The sequence below is a fragment of the Candidatus Babeliaceae bacterium genome, from assembly GCA_041660765.1.
GTDB lineage: Bacteria > Babelota > Babeliae > Babelales > Babelaceae > JBAZVR01.
Map to the genome: position 1 here is coordinate 148,568 of JBAZVR010000002.1, position 23,209 is coordinate 171,776.

Below are 23,209 nucleotides of genomic sequence, written 5' to 3' on the forward strand. Positions count from 1 at the left end.
CATTTTTGAAAATAGGGAGTATACTAGCAACATGAACACTTTATATGCTTTTAAAGCACGGTACATTACATTTTTGTCTTATTGTAGGCGGTTTTTAGCCTTTGTTGGCCCTGGTTATCTTGTTGCCGTTGGCTATATGGATCCGGGAAATTGGGTGACGGGACTGGCTGGTGGGTCGCGTTATGGGTATACGCTTTTATCAGTAATTTTTATTTCTAATATCATGGCTATACTCTTGCAATACTGTGCCTTAAAGCTGGGTGTTGTTACCGGTAAAAATCTTGCTCGTATATGTCGTGACCGTTATTCTCGTATAACGGGGATTGTATTATGGCTTTTGGCGGAGCTTGCGGTTATAGCGACGGATCTTGCAGAGGTTATAGGTTCTGCTCTGGGCCTGCAGCTTCTTTTTGGCATCCCTCTCATATGGGGCGTTTGTATAACGGCAGGTGATGTGTTATTGCTGTTAGCGCTTGCACACCGCCACAAAAGAACTGTCGAAGTAATAGTGGCCGCATTGATAGCGATCATTTTTGGATGTTTTGCCACTATTATATATCTTGCGCATCCAGACTGGTTTGCTGTGGTGCAGGGGCTTGTTCCATCAACTGCCATTATAAAAAATCCTGATATGCTCTATCTTGCAATCGGCATTTTGGGTGCAACGGTTATGCCACATAACTTGTATTTGCATTCCGCGTTAGTGAAAGACGGTGATAATCATGATTATAATAATACAACAAAAAAAGAGTCCATTTTTTATTACACCATAGATTTGTGTATTGCGCTGACGTGTGCCTTTTTTGTTAATGCGGCAATTTTAATAGTAGCTGCGTCTGTTTTTTATTATAACGGTATGCATCAAGTTGCAGAAATACAGGATGCATACGCCTTATTTACGCCGTTGCTGCATACAGGGCTTGCAAGCTTTGTGTTTGCTATAGCACTGCTTATTTCTGGTCAAAATTCTACATTAACTGGTACGCTTGCAGGGCAGATTATTATGGAAGGTTTTACCAATTTTTCTATGCCCGCATGGCTTCGGCGTTTATTAGGCCGTTGTATTGCTATTATCCCCGCATTATTTGGTATTGTTTTTTACGGCGAACATTGTTTATCTCAGATGATGATTTTTAGTCAAATTATTTTAAGCTTGCAGTTGCCTTTTGCTATTTTTCCGCTTATTCGTGCAACGAGCGATAAGCGAATAATGGATGGATTTGCAAACTCGCGCATACTTACTTTTGTTGTTTATAGTATTGGAATTATTATTGTTCTACTGAACGCCTTACTTATTCGAGGGCTCTTGTTTTTATAAGAGCAGGGCATATTTTTTTGCACACGCCTTTTATTGCAAAATAAGTTTCAAGCGTTTTTTTACTTTTGTTTTCATGTTCTTCTTGTGATGCAAATTTATGTATAAAAAATTCACTGTCATCTTTTCCCATAGCGAATAAGCAGGTTCCTTGTTTATTAAAATGAAGATGTTCTGCTTTAAAAGGGGGAGTTACTGTTTCTGTGGTCAATTTTGTTATATCATACTGTGGGATATGGTGTATTTCTAATTGATGGTCATTTGATGTGCTGAATGCGAGAGTTGTGCCATCAGAAGTGATCGCCCCTTTTTGAGTTTCTTGCGATATATTAAAACTGCACAATTTTTTATGGCCATTATTTTCTGTAAGGTCATAAATAGTAAAATATGGTGCAGCATAAAATCTGTTATTGCTTATTTTTATGCACAGTACTTTGGAGTGGTCTAAAGATAATGCGCAAGATAATCTATTAGAAATGACGCCTTTTGTCATGGTATTTTCAAGTACAATCGATTTGCCCGTTGCATTGCTACGATATACGAGCTGTTGGCGCTGTTCTGCCCCAAATTGACCCAAGCTGTTGTAATTTTCATAGGCGAGTGTCCCCGTTTTGCATGTGAATTGTATGGGTTTGTGGGGGGTATGTTTGATTTTTGATAATTTTGTGCATCGGTTTATGCATTCTTGATCATTTTCTTTGCCATTGAATGGTAAATATTGGGCTATTTCATTATGCATGTCTTTTGGAAGCTGTCCAATATGCATCGCGTTCATATTAGATGTTAATATGAGCGTTATTATGCTAAAAAGTGGAAATAGTTTTATGTGTTTTTTGTTGCGCATGTGTATGCCTTAATTATGTTGTAAGTATTAGGGGCCCCATGAGGAGCCCCTAAAGTTGTTTGCTTATGATCGCATATTAATGTTTTTTGTAAATATTTTTTTCAGAAGTACTTGTTATTTTAATTTCGCTTTCTCTTTTTAAGCATTCCCCCTACTATCTTGGTATAATTCGTATTTTTACATATGCCTCTTATATGAAAAAATTCAGCAAGTGATACGTCGCTTTTACGCGCATCTTTTTGTATATGACCAGCTTTTGATACTTGGAGAGTTTCTATCTCTGTGCAGTTTGATCCCAACAGGCATATATGTGTTCCCTGCTTGTTGAAATACATATGTTGAGGCTTAAAAGATGCTGTTCTGTATATCTTCGCTATGCTTTTGTCTATATTATTTTGCTTTTTAACTATTATATCTATATATTCTTCACTTTTTTTTTCGCGGATAACAGCGTACATGGTCCCCTTTGAATTAACTGCTATTACGTTGGACTTGCTTTGTTGCATATGACATCGACCTAGGTTTTTTACATTTTCTCCCACATTAAAAATGTCTACTGCATCAACCGTTTTAAAATTATCCACGGATTTAGTCAGGCATACTATTTTTGAATAATCTGGTGATATTGCAAAAAATAACTTGTCCTGTTCATGTGGATTTTTAGATGTGTACTCATTTTTAAGTACTATTATGCCATTTGTATTGTGAGGGAAGTAATGTATTTCTTCTTCATTTTTTATCTCTGATGAAGGATTGTTTGGGTTTATAACCTCTATTTTTCTTATTTTACAGATTGTTCCTGGCGGACATGGGCGCGCTAACCATTTTGCGGTCTTATTGTTTTGAGTCTGTTGATCCTTTATTGAGGGTTTTTCTTGTGATAAACTTTTGCATCGTTGTTCAAATTCAGGGATGCTTTCTCTGCTGTTTTTTCCCGCAAATAAATAGCTAGCAATCTCATTTTGTATATCAGTAGGAAGATGCGTAATGGGGAAAATATCGTTTTGAGTAATGCCTGTTTCCATTGCGCTGGTATTATAGTGTAATAAGAGTGCTAAAATTAAACATGCTAAATGTGTTTGTTTTGTGTGAATCATAGTGTATTAACCTGTTTTTTTGGTGATGCTTAATTGTTAAGGGTTGGGTTGATTTTTGTAAATATTTTTTTCAGAAGTACTTGTTATTTTAATTTCGCTTTCTCTTTCTTAAGCGTTCCCCCTACTATCTTGGTATAATTCGTATTTTTACATATGCCTCTTATATGGAAAAATTCAGCAAGTGATACGTCGCTTTTACGCGCATCTTTTTGTATATGACCAGCTTCTGATACTTGGAGAGTTTCTATCTCTGTGCAATTTGATCCCAACAGGCATATATGTGTTCCCTGCTTGTTGAAATACATATGTTGCACCGCAAAAAGTTTTACTCTTGGTGTTGATATTGATGTTTTGTACATGAATGCGCCAGCATGTTTCTTCCAAGATGTTTTTGAAATTATATCTATATGTTCTTTTAGTTGTGAGTCTTGATGTGATTTTCTTTTTGCTAAGGTTAGTTTTTTTTTGATCACAGCAAATGCATTGCCGTGTGAATTTACTGCTAGTGCATTTGAATCCTTTTTCTCTCCAAAAAATTCAAACTTCAAGATGATATTTGCGGGGTTCGATAGGTCAGCGAGCTGTATGATGCTGTGTTCCTGTTGTGTTTGTTCCGTGTTTCTATTGAGGCGCAGTATGTCTCCCTTTATATATTGACACATGATTGTTACCTTTAAATAATCTGGAGACATACTAAAGGATAATCGATTTTGGTTGTGAGGAGCGTCGGAGCAGCTGTATTTGTGGCTTAAAAGGCGTAGGTAGTATTTTGAACCAGATGGTATGAAGCCTATTTCTTCTAAATAGCATGTTTGAGATGGGTCACTGCTTGAAGTTTTATCCGCCGTAGATATCGATTTTATGATTTTTCCTGATGGAAATTTACACTCTAGCGTTCTAGGGAATGCATCTTGTTGTATAGTTTTTTGTTGTAATAATGATGCGATGCATCGTTGTTCAAATTGAGGAATACTTTCTCTGCTGTTCTTGCTCACGAATAAATAGCTAGCAATCTCATTTTGTATATCAGTAGGAAGATGCGTAATGGGAAAAATATTGCTTTGAGTAATGTCTGTTTCCATTGTGCCGGTATTATAATGTAATAAGAGTGCTAACATTAAACACGCTAAATGTGTTTGTTTTTTGTGAATCATAGTGTATTAACCTGTTGTTTTGTGAAAATACTATTTATCAAAGATATCTAATTTGTAATTGGCTTTTTCGCGCGTACAAAATTCATTCTAAAGTACGCATCAAGTGACATATCGTTGTTTGGATTTTCTGGTGGAGTTAATTCGAACGTTTCAATATCTGTAACCTTGTTTTCTGAATCATATTCTCCTACAAGAGCTACAGCTGTGCCTTGTTGATTGAATTGTATCTGTTGAGCTTTAAAATTTTTTGCTCTTTCTGTGCGTTGTAACTCTGCGTGACCGGAAGCAAAAGAGCTGATAATCATAAATTCTTTAGTTGTTGTATGTTTTTTACGCCGTTTCTTGGCTGGTTTAGCATGATTTCTTTTTTTTAGAATAAAAACATTTTGAGTATATTTTTTTGTTGTGACAAAAGCATATTTATCCCCATTTGAAGCAATGCCCATTAATTCATATGACTCATATGGTATAAAATGGTGCTTTATAGCTTCATTCTTTGATGTATCAAAAACTCGCATATATTCATTGGCTGGATTATTGTCCAGAAAACGCACGCAGGCTAAAATTTTTGAATAATCTGGTGATACGAAGAACGACGCCGGCTTCCTATCCGTGATGTTTCCATTTATTTTTTTAAAAGAACACTGAGCGCTACAAAGTTTAACAGGTAGTCTGCTTGCTGCTTGTGCTGTTGGTATATAGGTTATGGCTTGTGTATCCAGGCATGATACTGGAGTTTCTTCATCTTCATCTGAATCTGAGTTTGGGTCAGTAACCATAATACTTCGTGTTTTTATAATAGTTCCTGATGGATGTGCATATGACATACTGTGCTGTATGTTGTGCCCGTTTTTTGTAATCTTTTCAACGGGTTTTTGCCGTGATAAATCTTTGCAGCGCTCTTCAAAGTCTTTTCTAGTTTCTCTGAATCCTGCGAATAAATAGCTAGCAATGTGATACCTTACTTCTTCGGGCAAATCATCAAGATGTAGTGGGGCATTGGCCGCCATATCGGTCGTTTCCATTGCGCTGGCATTATGATGTAATAAGAGTGCTAACATTAAACATGCTAAATGTGTTTGTTTTTTGTGAATCATAGAGTATTAACCTGCTGTCTTGTGAGGTGGTGTAATTATAAGATGGCAATGCCGATCCATAGCTGTTATCAGCTGTTTTATGATGCCATATAATTTTTTTTTGTAAAGACAAGTTTATACCCTTTAAAGGGTTGATTCAGTCGATGTTTCAAGCATATTTTTGCATGCGCCGCATTGATTCTTATCGTAAATAATATTTTTTTGTGTTTTGTTTTTAAAATATATAAAAAAAATAATAGTAACTTTAATAGTATTTAAATATTTTGAGTAAAAATTATAAATATGTAAATGTTGCTGTTTTTTTATCAGCTTTATTAAAACTGTGTTTATGTAAAAATGTTTTTTTAGTAATAAATAAAAAGGGGATCCTCACGGACCCCCTTTGTGGTTGTTTACTTGTAATTACATATTAGCGATTTATTATAATAGATAACTTAAATATCCTACAAGCATGCCTGTTGCGGTTATGTCTATTGTATTGCGTATGAGTCGATTAGTTCCTGTGCTATTATTAATTTTTTCTCTGATGTTTTTTGCGGAAGGTTGAAATTTTGCAAGATCGATTCCAGTTATATTAATTTTTTTGCTATAAGGCAAGTTGTGTTTGCGATAAATAGCTTGTATTGCTGCAATCTTTTTAAATCGCTCTATGTCATAATCAAGAATATCTAGATGAGCTTGATGCTGACTATCAACTTCTAATAAATATGCACTGTTGTGTCCATTTTCTACGAGAGAGCAATATACTTCTCGTGCATCATTGATTGAAAGTTGGGGATCAGCGTGATTGTGCATGATAATAACAGGAATGTTGGGCGATATTTTTTTTGCAGATGTAACGGCTTGTTTTCCAAATGGATTATAAGTTGGAAATGCGACTATTTTTGCAGCCAATGGCAACCAGGCGCGTGTAAAAGGAAGATATGTTATTATTTTGGTCAATATTGTTGATTCGATTGTGTGTAATATGGCGCTATCTCCTGATCCCAATACTGATTCTAAAACAAGGCTGTGGACATTTTTTTCTTGTTCCTCATGTGACATTTTACCGAGCCAGTTAAGAAGCGTTGCTGTGCCTTGCGATATACCATAAAAATAATGTTTGTTGTTTTTATAGGGAGGTTCATGTAATTGTTTTTCGAAATCTTGAATGCAATTACCTTGCCCAAGATCAATATACATAGGGTTCTTAAGTGTGGTAAACCTAATGGTCGCATGTGATGGTGTATTGACGATTTGATTTTGTTCAAATGAATCTCCGCCAAGTCCATTTTGCCCCGGAAGAATAATAGAGAAAGATTCAGCGCTGTTCACCATTGCCTTTGATGTATATGAAGTTAACAACTGAGCTGTAATGATGATAATAAATAATTTTTTTAGCATGTTTAGTCTTTCTTTAATTGGTTAATAGTATTAAGAATGCCTTCTTTGGGCCCTTGTGCTTTGTCAGCCGCTTATAATTGCATTGTAACGTTTTTTTGTAAAGATAGATTAGGTGCGTTAGATCGTAATAGTAAGGTTGTCTTTTTAACTAATAAGGGGTCCGTGAGGACCCCTGTGTGATTATTTACTTGTAATTACATGATTATTAGTTTTTATAACGATATGCCAAATAGCCTACAAGCATGCCTGTTGCTGTTATGTCTATTGTGTTGCGTATCCATCGCTTTTTCCATGTGCTGTCATAAATTTTTTTTCTGACTTCTTGTGCCGAAGGTTTAAAGCCTTCGAGCTCAATTTTGTCTATGCCCTCTATTTCTCTATAAGGCAATTTGTGTTTGCGATAAATCGCTTGCAGCGAAAGGATGCTCTTCTCTATATTTTTATCATAATGAAGGATACTTACGTGTGCTGGTTCAGTGCATTCAATCTCAAATAAGTATGCACCTTTGTGTCCATTTTCTCGGAGAGAGCAATATACTTCCCGCGCATCATTGATTGAAAGTTGAGGATCAGCGTGATTATGCATTATGATAACAGGAATGTTGGGCGATATTTTTTTTGCAGATGTAACGGCTTGTTTCCCAAATGGATTATAGGTTGGAAATGCTATTTTTGCAGCCAATGGCAACCAGGCGCGTGCAAAGGGGAAATATGTGGTACTTGTTGCTAGTGATAGAATAAAGCGTACTGTATAAGGCATTTGTTCATTTTTTAGAGATGCTGCTGATTCGATTGTGTGTAATATGGCACTGTCTCCTGATCCTAATACTGATTCTAAAACAAGGCAGTGAGCATTTTTTTCTTGCTCCTCATGTGACATTTTGCCGAGCCAGTTAAAAAGTGTTGCGGTGCCTTGCGATATGCCATAAAAATAATGTTTGTTGTTTTTATAGGGAGGTTCATGTAATTGTTTTTCGAAATCTTGAATGCAATTATCCTGTCCAAGATCAATTTTATACCAAGGGCTTGCAAGTGTTGTAAATCTAACGGTTGCATCTTTTGATGTATTGACGATATGATAATTTTCGAATGCAAATCCCCCGCGTCCAGGCGTCTCTCCTAGTCCTGGCAAAATTATAGAATAAGATTTTCCTTTGACCATTGCTTTTGATGAATATGTAGATAGTAGCTGGGCTGTAATTGTGATAATAAGTAATTTTTTTAGCATGTTTAGTATTTCACCTGATGGAGATCTCAATATAAAGGGGTCCGTGAGGACCCCTAGTAGTTGTTGTTAAAGTAGCTGTTTTATAGCTTATTCAACAAAATTTTGATGACGAGCAATAACTCGGCCAATAATTCTGAAGTGGTCTTTTCCACGGATAAGAGCTATTGGTGCTTGCTTGAAGTTAACTGACTCAAGAACGATAAAATCGTCTGTGTAGGTAACTTTCATGATCGCTTTAACGTGTGGATCATTGCCGAATTCCACTGCAGCAATATCACCTGAGCGTGTCCAAATTTCTGGAGAAACGATTAAGAGATCCCCTTTTTCAAAAGTTGGAGCGAGTAAGTTGTTGTTAAGTTGTAGTGCAAACATCGCAGCGTCGTTGCAGTTCAAGACTGGAAGGAATATATCTTTGCAGCCACTGGTTACTTGCATTAGCTGATTGTTATATGGTGACGGATTTGATGGTATATCTGCAACCACAGGAACGATTTGAACCTGTAATTGAACATCAGATTGTTCCGGCATATTAACGCTGCTGCTGATTTCGTCAGTTCTTTGACGGCGTTGAGCAAACAAATCTATCGGAGTAATTTCGAAGGCATTGGCTAATTTGCGCAATGAATCTTCGTTCCAACGGCGTGTACCGTTTTTTATGTGAGTTAAGTAACTTTCGGACATTCCTGTTTTTTCGGCAAGAATTTTTGTTGTCCATCCTTTTTCGCGTAAAAGTTCTTTTACTCGTAAAGCTGTTGATGACATAATAGAGCTCCTCTCTTTAGTTTTTTACAAAAAAATATGATAGTATATTTACTACACTGCATTATTTCTAATTGTACTCAATTACCGATTCTTGTCAAATGGAAACAATTACATGGTAACGATCAAGCGATTGCCAGATTTTAAAAAAAATAGTTACGAAGAGGCTGCCTGGGCGCGTAATGGCGTTATTGCGGGGGTCGATGAAGTTGGCCGTGGATGCCTGGCGGGGCCTGTTGTGGCTGCAGCCGTTATCCTCAAGCCCAAAAAAACACACCCTCTTGTAAAAGATTCCAAGCTTTTGGATGCTGCAGAGCTTCAAAAAGCGTATTCTTGGATTATTAAGAATAGCTGGTACGGAACGGCTATCATTAATAACAATCTCATAGATAAGATAAACATATATCAGGCAACGTTAACCTGTATGCGTCGCGCGGCACATCAGCTTTTGGCGACAGCGCCACGCGCTCCAGAGCTATTTGTGGTTGACGCCATGCCTCTTGTTTTAGGCAATTTTCAAGGTGATATTATTCATTTTATTTATGGCGAAAAGAAGTCTAGTTCTATTGCAGCAGCCTCGATTGTGGCGAAAGTAACCAGGGATGCCATTATGCAGCGGCACGACAGCACCTTTCCTGGGTATAATTTGGCTCGTCACAAGGGGTATAGTACTCCATCCCATAAAAAAATACTTATAGAAAGCCCTCAAAGCTTGATCCATAGAGTAACCTTTATTGATCATTTTGTTGATTGTGGGCAAGAAGATACTCAAGAAAGCCTCTTATGCTTATAAATGAGATAAACATACTTCAGCCATTCGCAGAAATCATAGAAAGCTCTCTTCATACCTGGAAGGCTCACAGCTGGAAATGGTCCCATTTTCCATCATATGGGTCACTGGTTACCCTTAAACAGGGGTCAAAAACGATTTTTGGCATCGTTTATGGCATCAATACGGGATCGTCTGATCCTGCCCGTACCCCCTTCCCTTATCAAAAAACAGAACAAGAACTGCTCAAAGACCAGCCACAAATCTTTGAATTTTTGAAAACGACGTTTGATTGCTTAACTGTTGGGTTTATAGAAAACGGCACATTGTCGTACCAGTGCGCGCTCCAGCCGCCAAAAATCCATGCTTTTGTGCAATATGCATCTCCGGAAGAAACAGCTCAATTTTTCGCCAAAGAGCATTATATGCCCATTATTTTCAACTTTGGCCACTTGGTTATTAATATTGATGAGCTTTTGTTGGCTGTTCTTAAAAATCGATCTTTGCAGGGGCAGCTATCTGAAAATAAGGTTAAAAGCTTTGTGGGTACCTATTCTTTATTAACCAACAATGACTACCGCCGCCTCAAAATATTCCTCCAACGCCTATCTTGTTAAAAATTGGACAAATTGCATTATTTATGTAATATTAAGATAAAGTAAAAGTAATATAAATACGCTTATTAATGGAGAAAAATTATGAAATTATCACATAAAATATTAATTTTTGCCTTAATGGCTGCAGGCAGTTCTTTTCCGGCTTTCGCCTGGAACCAAGATCACGTTGATGCGTTAGAAAAAACTGGTTCGTGCACAACGTGGTGTGATCTTCAGAAAAAAGACATGAGAGAGTTAGTTAAAAGTCTTAATGTAAGAGGTCTTGTTTTGGATGTGCGAGGCAGTAATCTTGAAGATGCAAATTTGCAGGGCAGTGATCTTAAAAAAGCTAATTTACAAGATACAAATTTAACCGGTGCGTATTTAGATGGTGCGAATTTAACAGAAGCTAATCTTGCTGGCGCAAATTTAAGTAATGCAACAGCCAGTGAAGCTACTTTTGATAGAGCTCAATTAACAGGTGCTATTTTAAAGCTTAATGCGCCATTTGCCACTTTTGTAGGGGCGATATTTAATAGTAAAACGACAATAACTGGATCTAGTTTTGCATGGGCAAATTTTTCTGATTCTAATATACATACAGCTACCATTGATGCGTACAGTGACTTTGGAAAAGCTCTTATGGCTATTAAAAAATCTCGTTCTGAAGCTCATGAGATGCCGGATGCAGCATATAAAGATGCTATTATTACAGATACCTTAATGGGAAATGTATATTCATGGCCCTATCATGCTCCAACATCTTTGATGCCTTTAGATATCTATAACAAAGATAAAGAGACTGCATTTAAAAATTTTGAAGAGCAGATTAAGCCATGGTTATGGTTTAGAAGTCAGTTGCCAGAAAGCAACAATGCGCTTCGTCGTTTGAAAGAAAAAAGAAATTCTCAGTAATTGAGTTATTGCGGGGGCAAAAAAAATATGAAATTATCACATAAAATATTAATTTTTGCCTTAATGGCTGCAGGCAGCTTTTTTTCAGCTTTTGCCACCAATAATTGGAAGCACATTGTTGGTAAAACAGGTAAGATGGCCGTGTGTAGAGGGTGTAATTTTCAGGGTGAAGATGTAAGAGCTTTTTTTGGAAGTATGAGAGAGCAAGGTTTTGTACTTGATGTGCGAGAAGCTAATTTTAAAGGCGCAAATTTAGAAGGCGTTGATCTGACAGGTTCATATATTAATGGTGCAAATTTAACAGGAGCAAATCTTAAGGATGCAAAGTTAGTTAAGGTATTTGCAGCTGGAACCATTTTTGATAACGCTCATTTAGAGGGAGCAGTTTTAGAAAATATAAATGCAACCCTGTCTTCTTTTAAGGGGGCAATATTTAGTGATGCAACAACGGTAAATAAGTGTTATTTTTTTTGGTCAGATTTTCGTAATTCAAATATTGATACAGCAACTATTGATGCTAATAGTGAGTTTAAAAAAGCTTTGTATTATTCACTTGTGATCAATAAAAAAAGTTCTATGGCCGTATATTATAAGCATCACTGCAAAAATGACACCGATTCTTTGGGGTATCAGCCATCGAGCGATTATGATAAAGAAAAAGAATTGGCCGTTAAGTATGTAAGCGGAATATTAAAACGCTCAACATAAAAGCATTTTAAGCGCGTATTTTTTTATGTAATACATTATTAAGTATCATGATGATGAAAAAATACGATACATATGCGCAGAGGATGGCGGCGACGGCGCCGGTTATTTTGTAGTGTGGTATCAGTAGATATCCTGCGAAAAATGCGATCATGCTTGTCGCTATAACTCCCGTATTTAAAAACCATATCTGTTTGTGAAATTGAAGAATAAGCGATAAAAAATACGTGCCCATAAGAAAAATATGGGCAATTATTGTTATGGCAAGTGCCGGCATAATAGTGCAATAATATGCGGGAAGCACATATGTGCCATAAGATCTGAGTATAAAAAATCCAATAGGCACACAGAGAATAAGCGCTGTCATGCTCATTAACATCATGTACTTATTATAAATGTCTTCTTGATACATGTGTGCCGCATGCTGTTGTTGTGAAAATTTTTTGAGCATATACGGAGCATATGTTGATTGTACCGGATGTAATACAACGGCGTTAAAACAACTATTAGCCATATCTACGAGTGCGTATAATCCTACTTCTTGCAGTCCGCATGTATGCGTTAAGAGCGTTCTATTCAACCATCCTATTATCCCCCCCATAACAAGCGGCGGCATGAGCGGCAGGCCTATAACTATATAATTAAGAGTTTTTTTAAGAGATCGCATAATGTTATATGTTGCAAAAAAATTATTACTAACATATACATAAAAAGCCATGCTGCATACTAGTATTGTTCCACTCGTAGAAGCCAATAAAAGGCTTTCAGGGGTTCCATATATATGTAAGGCGCCATAAGAGCAGAGAGTTGTTACTATAACCGCTAACACTTGTGTATATATTGCATAGGTTATCTGTGCGTTATAGAGCAACAATTGAACAAAAAGTTCCATAAAAAAGAGCAAAAAATTATATAAAAAACTGATTATTATAAGTTTTTTTGTTGCTTGATGGGCAAAAAAAAGTGCATTAATATATGGGCTTATGGTGAGAATAATAGCAAAAAATATCAGCAATATAGTTGAATATATAATGATAATATCATTAATCAGCGCAGCGTTTGCGTCGTTGGACTGATGGTAGAATTCTAGCGCGATAATTTGCCGTAGACTGCCGCCAATTACTATAGTAAAAAGTGAAAAAAAATTATTAAGCAGTGCAATAAGGCCAATATCACGTGGTGATATACTATGTAGAGCGTATAAGGTAATGGAAAACATGAGCCCTTTGCATAAAAATACAGCGCCTATATAAGACGCCATACTGCGAGCGATTCGGTTCATTTATTTGTTGCGTATGGAGATTGTTTGTGGAAATTTTTCGCCAGAGCGGGCAATTTCTTGCAACTTTTCAAAAATCATAACTCGTTCAGGGCTTGTTGTGATAAAGTAAGGATCTGTGTTGTTCTCAAAATGGCATTCTTTGGTGATTTTATTGTACAAACAGTGTCCAGAAATAGTATGTCCTTCTTCCCGTTTTTTTCCGGATTCGGTAATTTCTGTCCCTCTGCTTATTGTGGTTTCGCAGGTGTATGATACGGTTTTTTCGTCTTCATGTGTTTTTGTTAAAAAGGCAAACATTGCTATCTCGCTTTCATTAACCCTGTTTTAAAACGTATACAACCAAGTATACAAATTTTCAACAGCAATAATCCATGATAAAATCTTTTAATTTGCGTTGTCCCGTATAATCTTTTTTTATAATGAACGGGAACTTCGATAATCTTTAAATGCATACGTGCGGCCCCAAAAATGAGATCAAAATCGCCAAATGGGTCTTTGATACCATATAATGCAGAGCTTTCTACTATTTTTTGATAATCCTGCGCATATACTACCTTTGTGCCGCACAATGTATCTTTCATACGCTGTCCCACAATCCAAGAAAATGCTGCGCCAAAAAAATAATTGGCGAGCATATTTAAAAATTGCATCGCGCCTGCCTCCATAGGATAAACAAGTCGGCAGCCATTAACAAAATCGCCCTTGCCAGTCGTCAATGCATGGTAAAAATGTGGTAATTCTTCTGGCATTACGGTTAAATCAGCGTCTAAAATCATAAGAATATCATTTTGTGCTTTACTAAAGCCCAATCGCATGGCGTCAGCTTTTCCTCGACCTGTTTGTTGATACGCTGTGATATTTTTGTCCGGATACATTGCAATAATGCGCATAATTTCTTCCCACGTATTATCCTGTGAATTACCCTCAACAAAAATAATTTCTAACGATGTACCCATTTTTGGTATACGCATAACCGCCTGATCTATATTACCGCGTTCATTTTTGCACGGGATAATAACAGAAACTGACTGTTCTTGATCAATTGTTTGTCTATTTTTGGCAATAATAATTTGCCGTAAGCAGAGTTTATTAACTATGGGAAGTGCTGCGCATAGAGTATTAAAAAACCATGATAGGCCTGGGATGTACACGGGGCACAACATATAGCGTCTTGTGGTTATATATTCAAAATCTGCGAGTATTAAAAAGTTTTTTACGTCAGAAAAAGATAGCCGATTACTTTTCCAAAATGCGATGTCCCAGTCAATAATAACGCGCGTTTTTTCGTGCATATAATTATGCAGTGAGTTGAGCATTTGCTGTATATCTGCGTTATGCAGAGTGCCGTGTATAATTATATAGTCATATACGGCAGGGGTACCATATAATTGTGCTATATCATCAATAAATAAACTGGTCGCATGTACTGGAATAATATTTTTGTAAAATTGATGTGTTAATTGTTGGGAGTAACTTCTTTGTGCATTAATGGCTGCAGTTTTCATGTTATATCTCGAGCTGGTATTCAAACATATCACCAAAAACTTTTTGTACTTCTTTGATAACTGGTTCTGTATCAATAATGACAACTTTTTTACCCTTTTGTGCAAGCGCAGCTGCTACAACCAATTTTTGAGATTCATCGATAATGGGTACGTTGCATGCATTTTTATAAGTAACTTTTTCGAAAATGTACGTTTCTTGATGTTTATCTAAAAATTGCTTGGTCATAAAGTGGGCATGCAATTTGTTTGCGCTGTCGGTTGCTTGGGGAATAACAGGATCAATGCCAAGAGTTTGCGCATAGCTTCCTAGAGCACGATTGTCTCGTGGAAAGCACGGACCGCCAAAGCCATACCCAGGCTTTAAGCATAGATGTCCAATACGATTGTCGCCGCCTATCGCGTTAAGAATGGCATATTTATCTGCGTCAGGCGTTTTGTCTGCAATATCTGCTACCATATTGGCATAGGCAATTTTGGTAGTAATAAAACAGTTGACCGCAAGTTTTGTTATTTCTGCGCTATCAGGGCTCATGCGGCATATACGCGGTTTATTTAAACAAGTTTTTTGATAGAGTGCTTCTATTGTATCGCCAGCTTCTGGTGATCCTTCGCCAATTAATACAATATCGGGGTGTTGTAATCCATGTATAATATTGCCCTGGGCAATAAATTCAGGGTTATAACTGAGGGTAGTGTTGATGCAATCTTTAAGAAGATTTTTTCCGATTGTGCGTATGTATCCAGGAAATACGGTGCACCCTATGACAATATGTTTATTGGTTACTTTTCTTTTATTAATTTCTGATAATACGTTATTTAAATTTTTGTGATCATAGGCTTCTTTGTGCGGTGTTGAGGGGGTGTCGACCATAATATAATATATATCAGAAAATTCGAGGCCTTCGTCTAAAGAACAGCTCGCTGTAAAGCGAGTGCTATTGTGTAAGAGCGTGTTTACATGTGGTTCTAAAGAATTGAACGTTTTGTTATTAAGGCTGGCAATATATTCTTGATTGAGATCAATACCCAGTACGTCATATCCGGCTTGTTCAAAACACAGCGCTGTGCACAACCCTAGTTTGCCTATACCAATCACGGTAATTGAATTTCGTGCATGTATTATAGAGATTGCAAGAAGAGATAATAACCATATTTTGTTCATAAAAAAGCCCTCTTTTTATTCGACACCATACTATATTATGTCAGGGGCGACAAGCTTGTTTTTGGAGATCTTACATAGGTTAAATAATTTTTGATGCTAATAATAGTTCTATGAGACGTCGTCTAATATGGAAATTGTGCTGCATATTAATATGAACGGTGCCTTCGCTCAGCGCAGCATTAAATGAGCCATCATGATTGGCATATATATCATGGAGCGGCAAAAATAATATATTATTTTTTTCGCACGCTGCGCGTAATTTTTTATTTAATGCGCGAGTTATTGCAACTCTGTCTTCAATGGTACCATAATATGTATCATGTCGTGCTGGTGGCATTACCTCCATAATAATACAGCAGAGCGTATTGTTATGGTTTTTATTGCTATTAATTGCCGTAATATAACTTGTAATACGAGCATCAAGAATATCATTCAATTCTTTATGCTGTGTATCTCTTTCCCTGCCAATATAATATCGCACATCTACTTCACCAAAAACAAAAAGAGCAATATCATTTTTTTTAACTCCATAGGAAGCAACATGTAATCCATGATTGCTTACCTCTTGCATAGTTTTTGATGGGGCCCAATTAATAGAAAAAGGTATTTTTATGGTATCATCATACGTAAAAACATACTCTAATTGCCCCATATCACTAAAGCCCCATCGAGCATGACTATCTCCAAATATGTATATATGAGGTGCAGGTAATAATAAATTAAAAATAAGTAGTGCATGTATAGATAATAAATATCTTATTTTTCTGATAAAACACATCGTGTATTTCCCTAAATAATATACGTTAAAATATATTTTTTAAGATACAAGCTTGTTTAAGATCGAAGCAATAAAAAATTTTAAAAAGAAAAAAATAAGACAGTTCTTGACGGTGAGTGTATGCCATACTATGGTGCTTTATAGTTATATTATTATATTTTTTAGTTTTCATTGATGAGGGTAATGCATGTTTTTGCGATCAATTAAATGTATAGGTTTATTATTTTTTGCAGTGCATATAATGAAAGCTCAAGATTTAAAAACACTCGTGCGTGATGTTATTTCCATGAGGCAATCTGATGGAAAAATTGAAATTCCGGCTTATATACAACATATAAAATTGGATATTGGTTTATCTTATTCTGCGCCAATATCGCAATATTGGCTGACGCATGAAGATGACTTGCTCGTATTCGGATTTGAACCTAACCCTGAAGCTGTAGCGTCAATAGTGCAGGGCGCAACCAAAAGGCATAAAGATCACGGCAATCCCTTAGAGAAAAAATTTATAGGGAAAAACTTCTTCTTGATCCCTTGCGCGTTAGGCTTATCAAGTAATTCTACGATAAATTTTTTTGTCACAGAAAATGATTGCGGTTGCTCAAGTATATATTCTCCTAAATATTTTGACGTTAAACAGATTATAGATGTCCCCATTTTTGCTTTGTCAGATTTTTTCGATGTATTCCCTTTTGATACGCATCCAGTTATTGAGTATATCAAGATTGATGCCCAAGGATCTGATTTGGATATAGTTAAAAGCGCCGGGAGTTATTTAGCTGAAAGGGTTATTTATATCACCCTTGAGGCTGAAAACGCACAATATGAAAACACTGTTAATTCATGCCAAGATATAGAGAATTATATGCAGAGTATCGGTTTTGTACGGTACGTTTCTCCTCATACGAGCGATCCTACGTATTTTAATCCACGCTATTTAGATTATGTTAAACGGCATGATGTGAAAATATATCAAAAGGGTTAGAGCATATTTACTGATATCCAATGGGGTAGGGGGTTATGCCAAAATGGAATATAATATACGGTTCCTTCTGATAAGAGGCCTGCGGCATAGCTGAATGAGCTTGCCCCTGTAACCAAAACATCGGCAAGTACCATTGCAGTAAACGTCTCTTCGACCGGATCATTTATGTGAAGAACTGTGTCGTGGGCAGTGAACGCTTTGAAGCTTTCACTATCACCCTGTGAATAGAGATGGAATAACGGATTTTTAGCGGCATAGATTGTTCTTAATCGTCTAATAATGTACAAAAAAGCATTATCTGGTGTATTGGCACCAGATATGCGATTATCGTGCGAGTTGGGTCTTCTTATATGAATGGCGATATTGAAATTTTGATTATTAAAATAATTATGCGTATTTTTATTTGCTCTAAATATCTTTTTTATTTTTTTTAATGATTCGCTCGCAGCACACGCTGCTATATTTGCATCGACAAATGCTTTGTAACTAATCTGTGAGTAAGCATCATAATTTTTATTGCTTTCAAAATTATCTATAAAATTAATAAGCTGTTCTTTTTTTGCTATAAAATCATCAGCATTATCATAATTGTGTTCCATCATGTGAAATGGTGTATAAACGTATGTAAGATTATGTAATTCGGCGTATATGACAGAAGATATGATAGCTTGAAATTGAGATCCAAAACCGTCAGCTTGTTGCGGGTTGGTTATAACGTCTTCTTGCTGTCCAAGGGCAATGGTGATAAACAGGTGTATGGATAGTAATTTTTTTTTCATAAAATGTTCCTAAAAAAGAAGGCAGTTGTATGTACCGGAATAATATCTTTTTTTTAAGTTATTTAGTAATAATTTTATTTATTCATGATAATAAGGCTGGCTTTTATGCTGCATACGAAGACAACCAAGCGGTTGCTTTTTGTTATTATCTGGCGCCCATCACGAATAATAATGATTGCGGTTGGAGTAATTTTCATAATAGCGCGCTTAATATTGATCAGATGTTGCATGATGCACAACTTAAGAATATTCCTACATATGTAATTTTGCCGTCATATTATCATAATACATCTCCCTTATCTGAAGATGCCCCTTTTATTGAGGGTGCTCGTTGCGCTCTCACTTGGGCGAAATATTATGGTGCTACAATAATTCTTTATGATCGTGATACTTCAATTAACGTTAATGCCCATATGTATTATCGCGAAATACAATATGAGTATAAAAATAACAATAAAGTTGTTTTTGATAGTGATTTCGATCAAGTCGCATCATTAGGAACGGTTTTGATAAGCGGCGGCGCTGGTTTTTTGGGGAGCCATCTTGTTGGTAAGTTACTAGATAGGGGATATTGTGTTATTGCGCTTGATAATTTAAGTACATGTAATAAAGAAAATATTACCCCCTACCTTAATAATAAAAATTTTAAATTTATACATCATGATGTGAGTATACCCTGCGAATTTAATAGTCCGCTGACTCATATTATTCATGCTGCATCGTTACCAAGTCCCGAATATTATTATAATAAGCCGCGCGAAACACTTATTACAGGATTGCATGGAACAAAAAATCTTCTTGATATAGCTATTCAACATAATGCACAATTTCTTTTTACATCAACATCAGAAGTGTATGGAGATCCACGGGTACATCCACAGCCCGAAGATTATGCAGGAAATGTTGATCCTATGGGCAAACGTGCACAGTATGATCAGTCAAAGCGTGGGGGAGAAACATTAATATCTTTATATTTTAAAAAATATTATCTTGATGTACGCATAGCCAGAATTTTTAATACATATGGACCTCATATGAGTCTTAATGATGGTCGTGTGGTAACAAATTTTATTAAGGCGGTTTTTGAACAGAAGCCTTTAAAAATTTATGGTTCCGGCTTGCAAACACGTAGCTTTGCGTATGTTGATGATACGGTAGATGGTATAATCAAGCTTATGACAAGCGCACATATAACACCTCAAACTGCTATTGCTGATCGTGTAGTTAATATTGGAACGCCTGAAGAATTTACCGTTGAAGCGTTGGCACGCAAAGTTGTTGATCTTGCATCAAAATACTGTAATTATACTCCACAAATTATACATATTGAACAGCCCGATATGTATGATCCAAAGATAAGAAGGCCTGATATTTCAAGGGCAAAAGCACTTTTAAATTTTGAGCCAAGCGTGCCTCTTGATGAAGGCCTTAAAAAGACGTTTTTATTTTTTTTAACAAATCATTGATTTTTAAAGTGCTTCAAAACTATCGTAGCGAATAAAGATAAAATCTTTACCTACAGAGACGTTATGAAGCACCTATTCTTTTATTTCTTGATCATTTTTTGTAATTATAATTTTTGTACGCATCTTTATCAAAAAGTTTCAGTTATTGGAACTGGGTATGTTGGGCTTGTCACCGGAGTATGTTTAGCGCATATTGGTCATTCAGTGATATGCGCAGATATTGATAGTAAGAAAATAAATGGCCTTCAGAATGGCATAGTTCCTATTATGGAAGAACATCTTGATGAGCTTATAGCAAGCGCAGTCTGTGCTGGTAATTTGACTTTTACTGATGATATTTCTGCAGCAGTAAAAAATAGCGATATTATATTTATTGCTGTTGGTACTCCTGCTAATGCAGATGGGGAATCAAATGTAACTGCACTGTATAATGTAATGCATACAATAAGTGAAAATTTAGATGCATATAAAGTAATATGTATAAAAAGCACGGTGCCTCTAGGAGTAATTGATGCATTGTATGATTATATTGCAACACTGGGCAATAATAAAAATTGTGATCTTGTCTTTAATCCAGAATTTTTGCGAGAAGGTCAAGCGGTCAATGATTTCTTGCATCCTAATAGAATTATTATCGGCACAAAATCATTAATTGCGCAAGAAAAAATGCAGCAACTTTATTATCCATTTATAGAACGCAGCGTTCCATTTTTGGTAACAGATCCGATGAGTGCAGAGACTATAAAATATGCATGTAATGGCTTTTTGGCGACAAAAATAGCCTACATTAATGAAATAGCGCGTTTATGCGAAGTATCGGGAGCAAATATTGTTGCAGTACAACAGGGTATGATGTTGGACGAGCGTATTGGAAAGAGTTTTTTGAACCCGGGCCCGGGATTTGGAGGTTCATGTTTTCCTAAAGATTGTCTTGCTCTTGCTCATATAGGTGATTCATGCAACATAGATCTAAAAATAGTTAAGGCGTGCTTTGCTTCTAATGAATCGCATAAAAAATCTATAGTTAATAAAATATTGCATACGCTTGGTAATAATCCAGATAATAAAACGGTAACAATTTTGGGGCTTGCATTTAAGGCAGGCACCGATGATGTCCGCGACTCACCAGCAATAACAATCATAGAAAAATTGTTACCTCATCGTGTGCATATCAAGGCTTATGATCCGGTAGCCAATGCTAATATGCAGAAAATATTTCCTCATATTGAGTATTGTTCTTCAATGATGCAAGCTCTAGAAAAATCTGATCTCGTGGTTATTCTTACAGAGTGGGAAGAGTTTAAATATTTACCAATCGAGCAATGCATGTACAAGAATAACTTAATAAAAATTATTGACACCCGTAATATACTGAACGGTAAACTACGCTACAATCATGGAGAAGGTGATATAGTATGTTAGCAAAAATATGTTTAAGTATAATCTTTTTATTGTGCCAGCAGATTGCTGCTGTCATGCATAATTATATTACCGGTGCCAAATTTAGAGAATGCGCTGACTATATCATAGAAAGTTATCCATGTTCATGGAATCCAGAAGAAATAGAGCCAAAAAGTGTCATCTATATTAAATGTGATTATATCGATTATTTTTTCACCATGATCTTTCCGCGCATTAAGCATCCAATTATAATAATTTCTCATAATGGTGATTGGCCAGCGCCAAATAAGTGGGCTTCATATCTCGACGATCCCAAAATTATTATGTGGTTTGGGCAAAATTGTGATATTGCACCGCATGAAAAATTTTGTCCCATTCCCATCGGTATAGCGAATCCGATATGGAAACATGGAAACCCCTTTATTTTTGATGCCGTGTTAGATTATATAGATAATAAAAAAAATATAGACAAAAGATCGCAATTATATATCAATTTTGCATCTGATACCAATATTATTCGTTCAAAATTATGCATGTTATTTCAAGAAAAGCCATTTGTGCATTGTGCTGCAAGAATGTCATTAGTGCGTTATCTTTTTGATCTGTCTCAATATAAATTTATTCTCAGTCCATTTGGTAATGGGCTTGATTGTCATAGGACGTGGGAAGCGCTTCTTGTTGGGACAATCCCTGTCGTTAAAACTTCTACGATCGACACGTTATATAAAGATTTACCGGTTATTATTGTTCAGGATTGGGACGAAATCACAGAAGATTTTTTGGAAGAACAATATGAAAAAATAAAAAAACAGTACTTCAATAAAGAAAAGCTATTTATGGATTACTGGATTAATATTATTAATAGATACAAAAGGTGATATACAATGTTAAAGCAATTTACCGTAAAATCGATATTGTTATTAATTTTATTTTTTTGTATAACGGCTCTCCACACGAATGAAAAAACGGTATTTTTGACCGGCGCAGCGGGCTTTATCGGTAGTAATTTTTTACAATACATGTTTGATAAGTACCCATCTTATAACTTTTTGGTGCTAGATAGTCTTACGTATGCAGGCAGTTTGGATAATATTCCTGAGGTGATTAGAGAATCGCCTCGCTTTTCATTTTTTCATGGATCAGTAACTGATAAACAACTGGTTGATACGCTTATGCCGCAGGCCCATTTTGTTGTACATTTTGCCGCAGAAACACATGTTGCGCGGAGTATTTATGATTCTTCTAATTTTTTTGAAACAGACATTCTAGGTACAAAAGTGTTGTTAGATTCGCTGATACAGCATAAAAATGTTGAGCGTTTTATACATATTTCGACATCAGAGGTATGTGGTTCTGCAAAAACTACTCCTATGGATGAGGAGCATCCTATTAATCCACAATCACCTTATGCCGCTGCAAAAGCCGGTGCGGATAGATTGGTATATGCATATCAGTGTACCTATGATATTCCAACGGTCATTATACGCCCGTTTAATAATTATGGTCCGCAACAGCATCTCGAAAAAATGATTCCACGCTTTATACATAGTGCTATGTGTGGACTTCCTTTGACTATTCATGGCGATGGGTGTCAAACGCGTGATTGGTTATATGTTACTGATACCTGCAGAGCTCTTGATAAAATTTTGCATCATGGAGATTTTAACACAATTAAAAATCAGATTATTCATATTGGCACTGGTGAAGAAACTTCGGTGCTTGCAATTGCACAATGCATTCTTGGCATGTTTGATGTGCCAGAGTCGCAGATAGCCTTTATTACTGATCGCCCCGGTCAAGTTGATTGTCATATATCTTCCACAAAAAAATCACGCGATTTGCTTGATTGGCAGCCAACTGTCTCATTGGAAGAGGGCTTGCGATCAACCGTCCAGTGGTACAAAAATAATCCTGAATGGTGTTCAAAAAGAGAATCTATGAAACTTGTTCCTATTTTTACAAAACAGAATATTATAGAAATGCATTAGT

Annotated in this window: 23 protein-coding genes; 10 read left to right on the forward strand and 13 right to left on the reverse strand. The window is 36.2% G+C overall.

The window, feature by feature from the left end; genetic code table 11:
- Window positions 1-31 precede the first annotated feature (31 nt).
- Window positions 32-1,318, forward strand: coding sequence for an Nramp family divalent metal transporter (locus tag WC707_05610; protein ID MFA6066628.1), 1,287 nt, complete (start codon window positions 32-34; stop codon window positions 1,316-1,318).
- Here the strand turns inward: WC707_05610 and WC707_05615 are convergent.
- From WC707_05615 to WC707_05645, 7 genes are all read right to left on the reverse strand, one after another.
- Window positions 1,293-2,159 carry a hypothetical protein gene (locus WC707_05615; GenBank protein MFA6066629.1) on the reverse strand — a complete coding sequence of 289 codons (867 nt, stop codon included), beginning with the start codon at window positions 2,157-2,159 and terminating at the stop codon, window positions 1,293-1,295. The two genes, WC707_05610 and WC707_05615, sit on opposite strands and share 26 nt — an antisense overlap.
- Before the next feature lie 119 nt (window positions 2,160-2,278).
- The gene (locus WC707_05620) at window positions 2,279-3,256 is read right to left on the reverse strand and encodes a hypothetical protein (protein ID MFA6066630.1); all 978 of its coding nucleotides are present in this window, start codon (window positions 3,254-3,256) and stop codon (window positions 2,279-2,281) included.
- Between the two features lie 83 nt (window positions 3,257-3,339).
- Entirely contained in the window at window positions 3,340-4,410 is a 1,071-nt protein-coding gene (locus WC707_05625; GenBank protein ID MFA6066631.1) for a hypothetical protein, read from the reverse strand.
- 47 nt (window positions 4,411-4,457) lie between these two features.
- Window positions 4,458-5,507 (reverse strand): hypothetical protein, encoded by a 1,050-nt coding sequence (locus WC707_05630; GenBank protein MFA6066632.1) that lies wholly within the window; start codon window positions 5,505-5,507, stop codon window positions 4,458-4,460.
- Between the two features lie 420 nt (window positions 5,508-5,927).
- Window positions 5,928-6,890 (reverse strand): hypothetical protein, encoded by a 963-nt coding sequence (locus tag WC707_05635; GenBank protein ID MFA6066633.1) that lies wholly within the window; start codon window positions 6,888-6,890, stop codon window positions 5,928-5,930.
- A gap of 205 nt (window positions 6,891-7,095) precedes the next feature.
- The gene (locus WC707_05640; protein ID MFA6066634.1) at window positions 7,096-8,118 is read right to left on the reverse strand and encodes a hypothetical protein; all 1,023 of its coding nucleotides are present in this window, start codon (window positions 8,116-8,118) and stop codon (window positions 7,096-7,098) included.
- 87 nt (window positions 8,119-8,205) lie between these two features.
- On the reverse strand, window positions 8,206-8,880 hold the full coding sequence (locus WC707_05645; GenBank protein ID MFA6066635.1) for a S24 family peptidase: 675 nt from the start codon (window positions 8,878-8,880) through the stop codon (window positions 8,206-8,208).
- A 112-nt stretch (window positions 8,881-8,992) separates the two neighbouring features.
- On the opposite strand from WC707_05645, the gene WC707_05650 reads away from it, so the two are divergent.
- The 4 genes from WC707_05650 to WC707_05665 all read left to right on the forward strand — a co-directional run bounded on the left by WC707_05650 (window position 8,993) and on the right by WC707_05665 (window position 11,865).
- On the forward strand, window positions 8,993-9,670 hold the full coding sequence (locus WC707_05650; protein MFA6066636.1) for a ribonuclease HII: 678 nt from the start codon (window positions 8,993-8,995) through the stop codon (window positions 9,668-9,670).
- A complete protein-coding gene (locus WC707_05655; protein MFA6066637.1) occupies window positions 9,661-10,263 on the forward strand; it encodes a hypothetical protein in 603 nt (200 codons plus the stop codon). Before WC707_05650 ends, WC707_05655 begins: the two co-directional genes overlap by 10 nt.
- Before the next feature lie 81 nt (window positions 10,264-10,344).
- Window positions 10,345-11,157, forward strand: coding sequence for a pentapeptide repeat-containing protein (locus WC707_05660; protein ID MFA6066638.1), 813 nt, complete (start codon window positions 10,345-10,347; stop codon window positions 11,155-11,157).
- A 27-nt stretch (window positions 11,158-11,184) separates the two neighbouring features.
- A complete protein-coding gene (locus WC707_05665; protein ID MFA6066639.1) occupies window positions 11,185-11,865 on the forward strand; it encodes a pentapeptide repeat-containing protein in 681 nt (226 codons plus the stop codon).
- Window positions 11,866-11,872: 7 nt separating this feature from the next.
- Here WC707_05665 and WC707_05670 read toward each other — a convergent pair whose 3' ends face one another.
- The 5 genes from WC707_05670 to WC707_05690 form a co-directional block, all read right to left on the reverse strand.
- Entirely contained in the window at window positions 11,873-13,123 is a 1,251-nt protein-coding gene (locus tag WC707_05670) for an oligosaccharide flippase family protein (protein ID MFA6066640.1), read from the reverse strand.
- A gap of 21 nt (window positions 13,124-13,144) precedes the next feature.
- Window positions 13,145-13,441 (reverse strand): hypothetical protein, encoded by a 297-nt coding sequence (locus WC707_05675; protein ID MFA6066641.1) that lies wholly within the window; start codon window positions 13,439-13,441, stop codon window positions 13,145-13,147.
- 2 nt (window positions 13,442-13,443) lie between these two features.
- A complete protein-coding gene (locus WC707_05680) occupies window positions 13,444-14,649 on the reverse strand; it encodes a glycosyltransferase family 2 protein (protein MFA6066642.1) in 1,206 nt (401 codons plus the stop codon).
- Between the two features lies 1 nt (window position 14,650).
- Window positions 14,651-15,811, reverse strand: coding sequence for a nucleotide sugar dehydrogenase (locus WC707_05685; GenBank protein ID MFA6066643.1), 1,161 nt, complete (start codon window positions 15,809-15,811; stop codon window positions 14,651-14,653).
- Window positions 15,812-15,890: 79 nt separating this feature from the next.
- A complete protein-coding gene (locus tag WC707_05690) occupies window positions 15,891-16,589 on the reverse strand; it encodes an SGNH/GDSL hydrolase family protein (protein ID MFA6066644.1) in 699 nt (232 codons plus the stop codon).
- Window positions 16,590-16,776: 187 nt separating this feature from the next.
- Between WC707_05690 and WC707_05695 the strand changes: the two genes are divergently transcribed.
- A complete protein-coding gene (locus WC707_05695) occupies window positions 16,777-17,574 on the forward strand; it encodes an FkbM family methyltransferase (GenBank protein MFA6066645.1) in 798 nt (265 codons plus the stop codon).
- On the opposite strand, the gene WC707_05700 is transcribed toward WC707_05695, so the two are convergent.
- Entirely contained in the window at window positions 17,571-18,353 is a 783-nt protein-coding gene (locus WC707_05700) for a hypothetical protein (GenBank protein MFA6066646.1), read from the reverse strand. The two genes, WC707_05695 and WC707_05700, sit on opposite strands and share 4 nt — an antisense overlap.
- Window positions 18,354-18,382: 29 nt before the next feature.
- On the opposite strand from WC707_05700, the gene WC707_05705 reads away from it, so the two are divergent.
- From WC707_05705 to WC707_05720, 4 genes are all read left to right on the forward strand, one after another.
- A complete protein-coding gene (locus tag WC707_05705) occupies window positions 18,383-19,819 on the forward strand; it encodes an NAD-dependent epimerase/dehydratase family protein (protein MFA6066647.1) in 1,437 nt (478 codons plus the stop codon).
- A 63-nt stretch (window positions 19,820-19,882) separates the two neighbouring features.
- Window positions 19,883-21,241 (forward strand): UDP-glucose/GDP-mannose dehydrogenase family protein, encoded by a 1,359-nt coding sequence (locus WC707_05710; protein ID MFA6066648.1) that lies wholly within the window; start codon window positions 19,883-19,885, stop codon window positions 21,239-21,241.
- Window positions 21,235-22,098: a hypothetical protein gene (locus WC707_05715; GenBank protein ID MFA6066649.1), complete on the forward strand. Its 864-nt coding sequence runs from the start codon at window positions 21,235-21,237 to the stop codon at window positions 22,096-22,098. Before WC707_05710 ends, WC707_05715 begins: the two co-directional genes overlap by 7 nt.
- 6 nt (window positions 22,099-22,104) lie before the next feature.
- Window positions 22,105-23,208, forward strand: a complete 1,104-nt coding sequence (locus WC707_05720) for a GDP-mannose 4,6-dehydratase (GenBank protein ID MFA6066650.1) — start codon at window positions 22,105-22,107, stop codon at window positions 23,206-23,208.
- The last annotated feature ends 1 nt before the right edge of the window (window position 23,209 follow it).

What these genes read in the sequence shown, in the direction of transcription:
- WC707_05610 (MFA6066628.1), top strand. Translation starts at nt 32, where the DNA reads ATGAACACTTTATATGCTTTTAAAGCACGGTACATTACATTTTTGTCT.
- WC707_05615 (MFA6066629.1), bottom strand. Translation starts at nt 2,159, where the DNA reads ATGCGCAACAAAAAACACATAAAACTATTTCCACTTTTTAGCATAATA.
- WC707_05620 (MFA6066630.1), bottom strand. Translation starts at nt 3,256, where the DNA reads ATGATTCACACAAAACAAACACATTTAGCATGTTTAATTTTAGCACTC.
- WC707_05625 (MFA6066631.1), bottom strand. Translation starts at nt 4,410, where the DNA reads ATGATTCACAAAAAACAAACACATTTAGCGTGTTTAATGTTAGCACTC.
- WC707_05630 (MFA6066632.1), bottom strand. Translation starts at nt 5,507, where the DNA reads ATGATTCACAAAAAACAAACACATTTAGCATGTTTAATGTTAGCACTC.
- WC707_05635 (MFA6066633.1), bottom strand. Translation starts at nt 6,890, where the DNA reads ATGCTAAAAAAATTATTTATTATCATCATTACAGCTCAGTTGTTAACT.
- WC707_05640 (MFA6066634.1), bottom strand. Translation starts at nt 8,118, where the DNA reads ATGCTAAAAAAATTACTTATTATCACAATTACAGCCCAGCTACTATCT.
- WC707_05645 (MFA6066635.1), bottom strand. Translation starts at nt 8,880, where the DNA reads ATGTCATCAACAGCTTTACGAGTAAAAGAACTTTTACGCGAAAAAGGA.
- WC707_05650 (MFA6066636.1), top strand. Translation starts at nt 8,993, where the DNA reads ATGGTAACGATCAAGCGATTGCCAGATTTTAAAAAAAATAGTTACGAA.
- WC707_05655 (MFA6066637.1), top strand. Translation starts at nt 9,661, where the DNA reads ATGCTTATAAATGAGATAAACATACTTCAGCCATTCGCAGAAATCATA.
- WC707_05660 (MFA6066638.1), top strand. Translation starts at nt 10,345, where the DNA reads ATGAAATTATCACATAAAATATTAATTTTTGCCTTAATGGCTGCAGGC.
- WC707_05665 (MFA6066639.1), top strand. Translation starts at nt 11,185, where the DNA reads ATGAAATTATCACATAAAATATTAATTTTTGCCTTAATGGCTGCAGGC.
- WC707_05670 (MFA6066640.1), bottom strand. Translation starts at nt 13,123, where the DNA reads ATGGCGTCTTATATAGGCGCTGTATTTTTATGCAAAGGGCTCATGTTT.
- WC707_05675 (MFA6066641.1), bottom strand. Translation starts at nt 13,441, where the DNA reads ATGTTTGCCTTTTTAACAAAAACACATGAAGACGAAAAAACCGTATCA.
- WC707_05680 (MFA6066642.1), bottom strand. Translation starts at nt 14,649, where the DNA reads ATGAAAACTGCAGCCATTAATGCACAAAGAAGTTACTCCCAACAATTA.
- WC707_05685 (MFA6066643.1), bottom strand. Translation starts at nt 15,811, where the DNA reads ATGAACAAAATATGGTTATTATCTCTTCTTGCAATCTCTATAATACAT.
- WC707_05690 (MFA6066644.1), bottom strand. Translation starts at nt 16,589, where the DNA reads ATGTGTTTTATCAGAAAAATAAGATATTTATTATCTATACATGCACTA.
- WC707_05695 (MFA6066645.1), top strand. Translation starts at nt 16,777, where the DNA reads ATGTTTTTGCGATCAATTAAATGTATAGGTTTATTATTTTTTGCAGTG.
- WC707_05700 (MFA6066646.1), bottom strand. Translation starts at nt 18,353, where the DNA reads ATGAAAAAAAAATTACTATCCATACACCTGTTTATCACCATTGCCCTT.
- WC707_05705 (MFA6066647.1), top strand. Translation starts at nt 18,383, where the DNA reads ATGTACCGGAATAATATCTTTTTTTTAAGTTATTTAGTAATAATTTTA.
- WC707_05710 (MFA6066648.1), top strand. Translation starts at nt 19,883, where the DNA reads ATGAAGCACCTATTCTTTTATTTCTTGATCATTTTTTGTAATTATAAT.
- WC707_05715 (MFA6066649.1), top strand. Translation starts at nt 21,235, where the DNA reads ATGTTAGCAAAAATATGTTTAAGTATAATCTTTTTATTGTGCCAGCAG.
- WC707_05720 (MFA6066650.1), top strand. Translation starts at nt 22,105, where the DNA reads ATGTTAAAGCAATTTACCGTAAAATCGATATTGTTATTAATTTTATTT.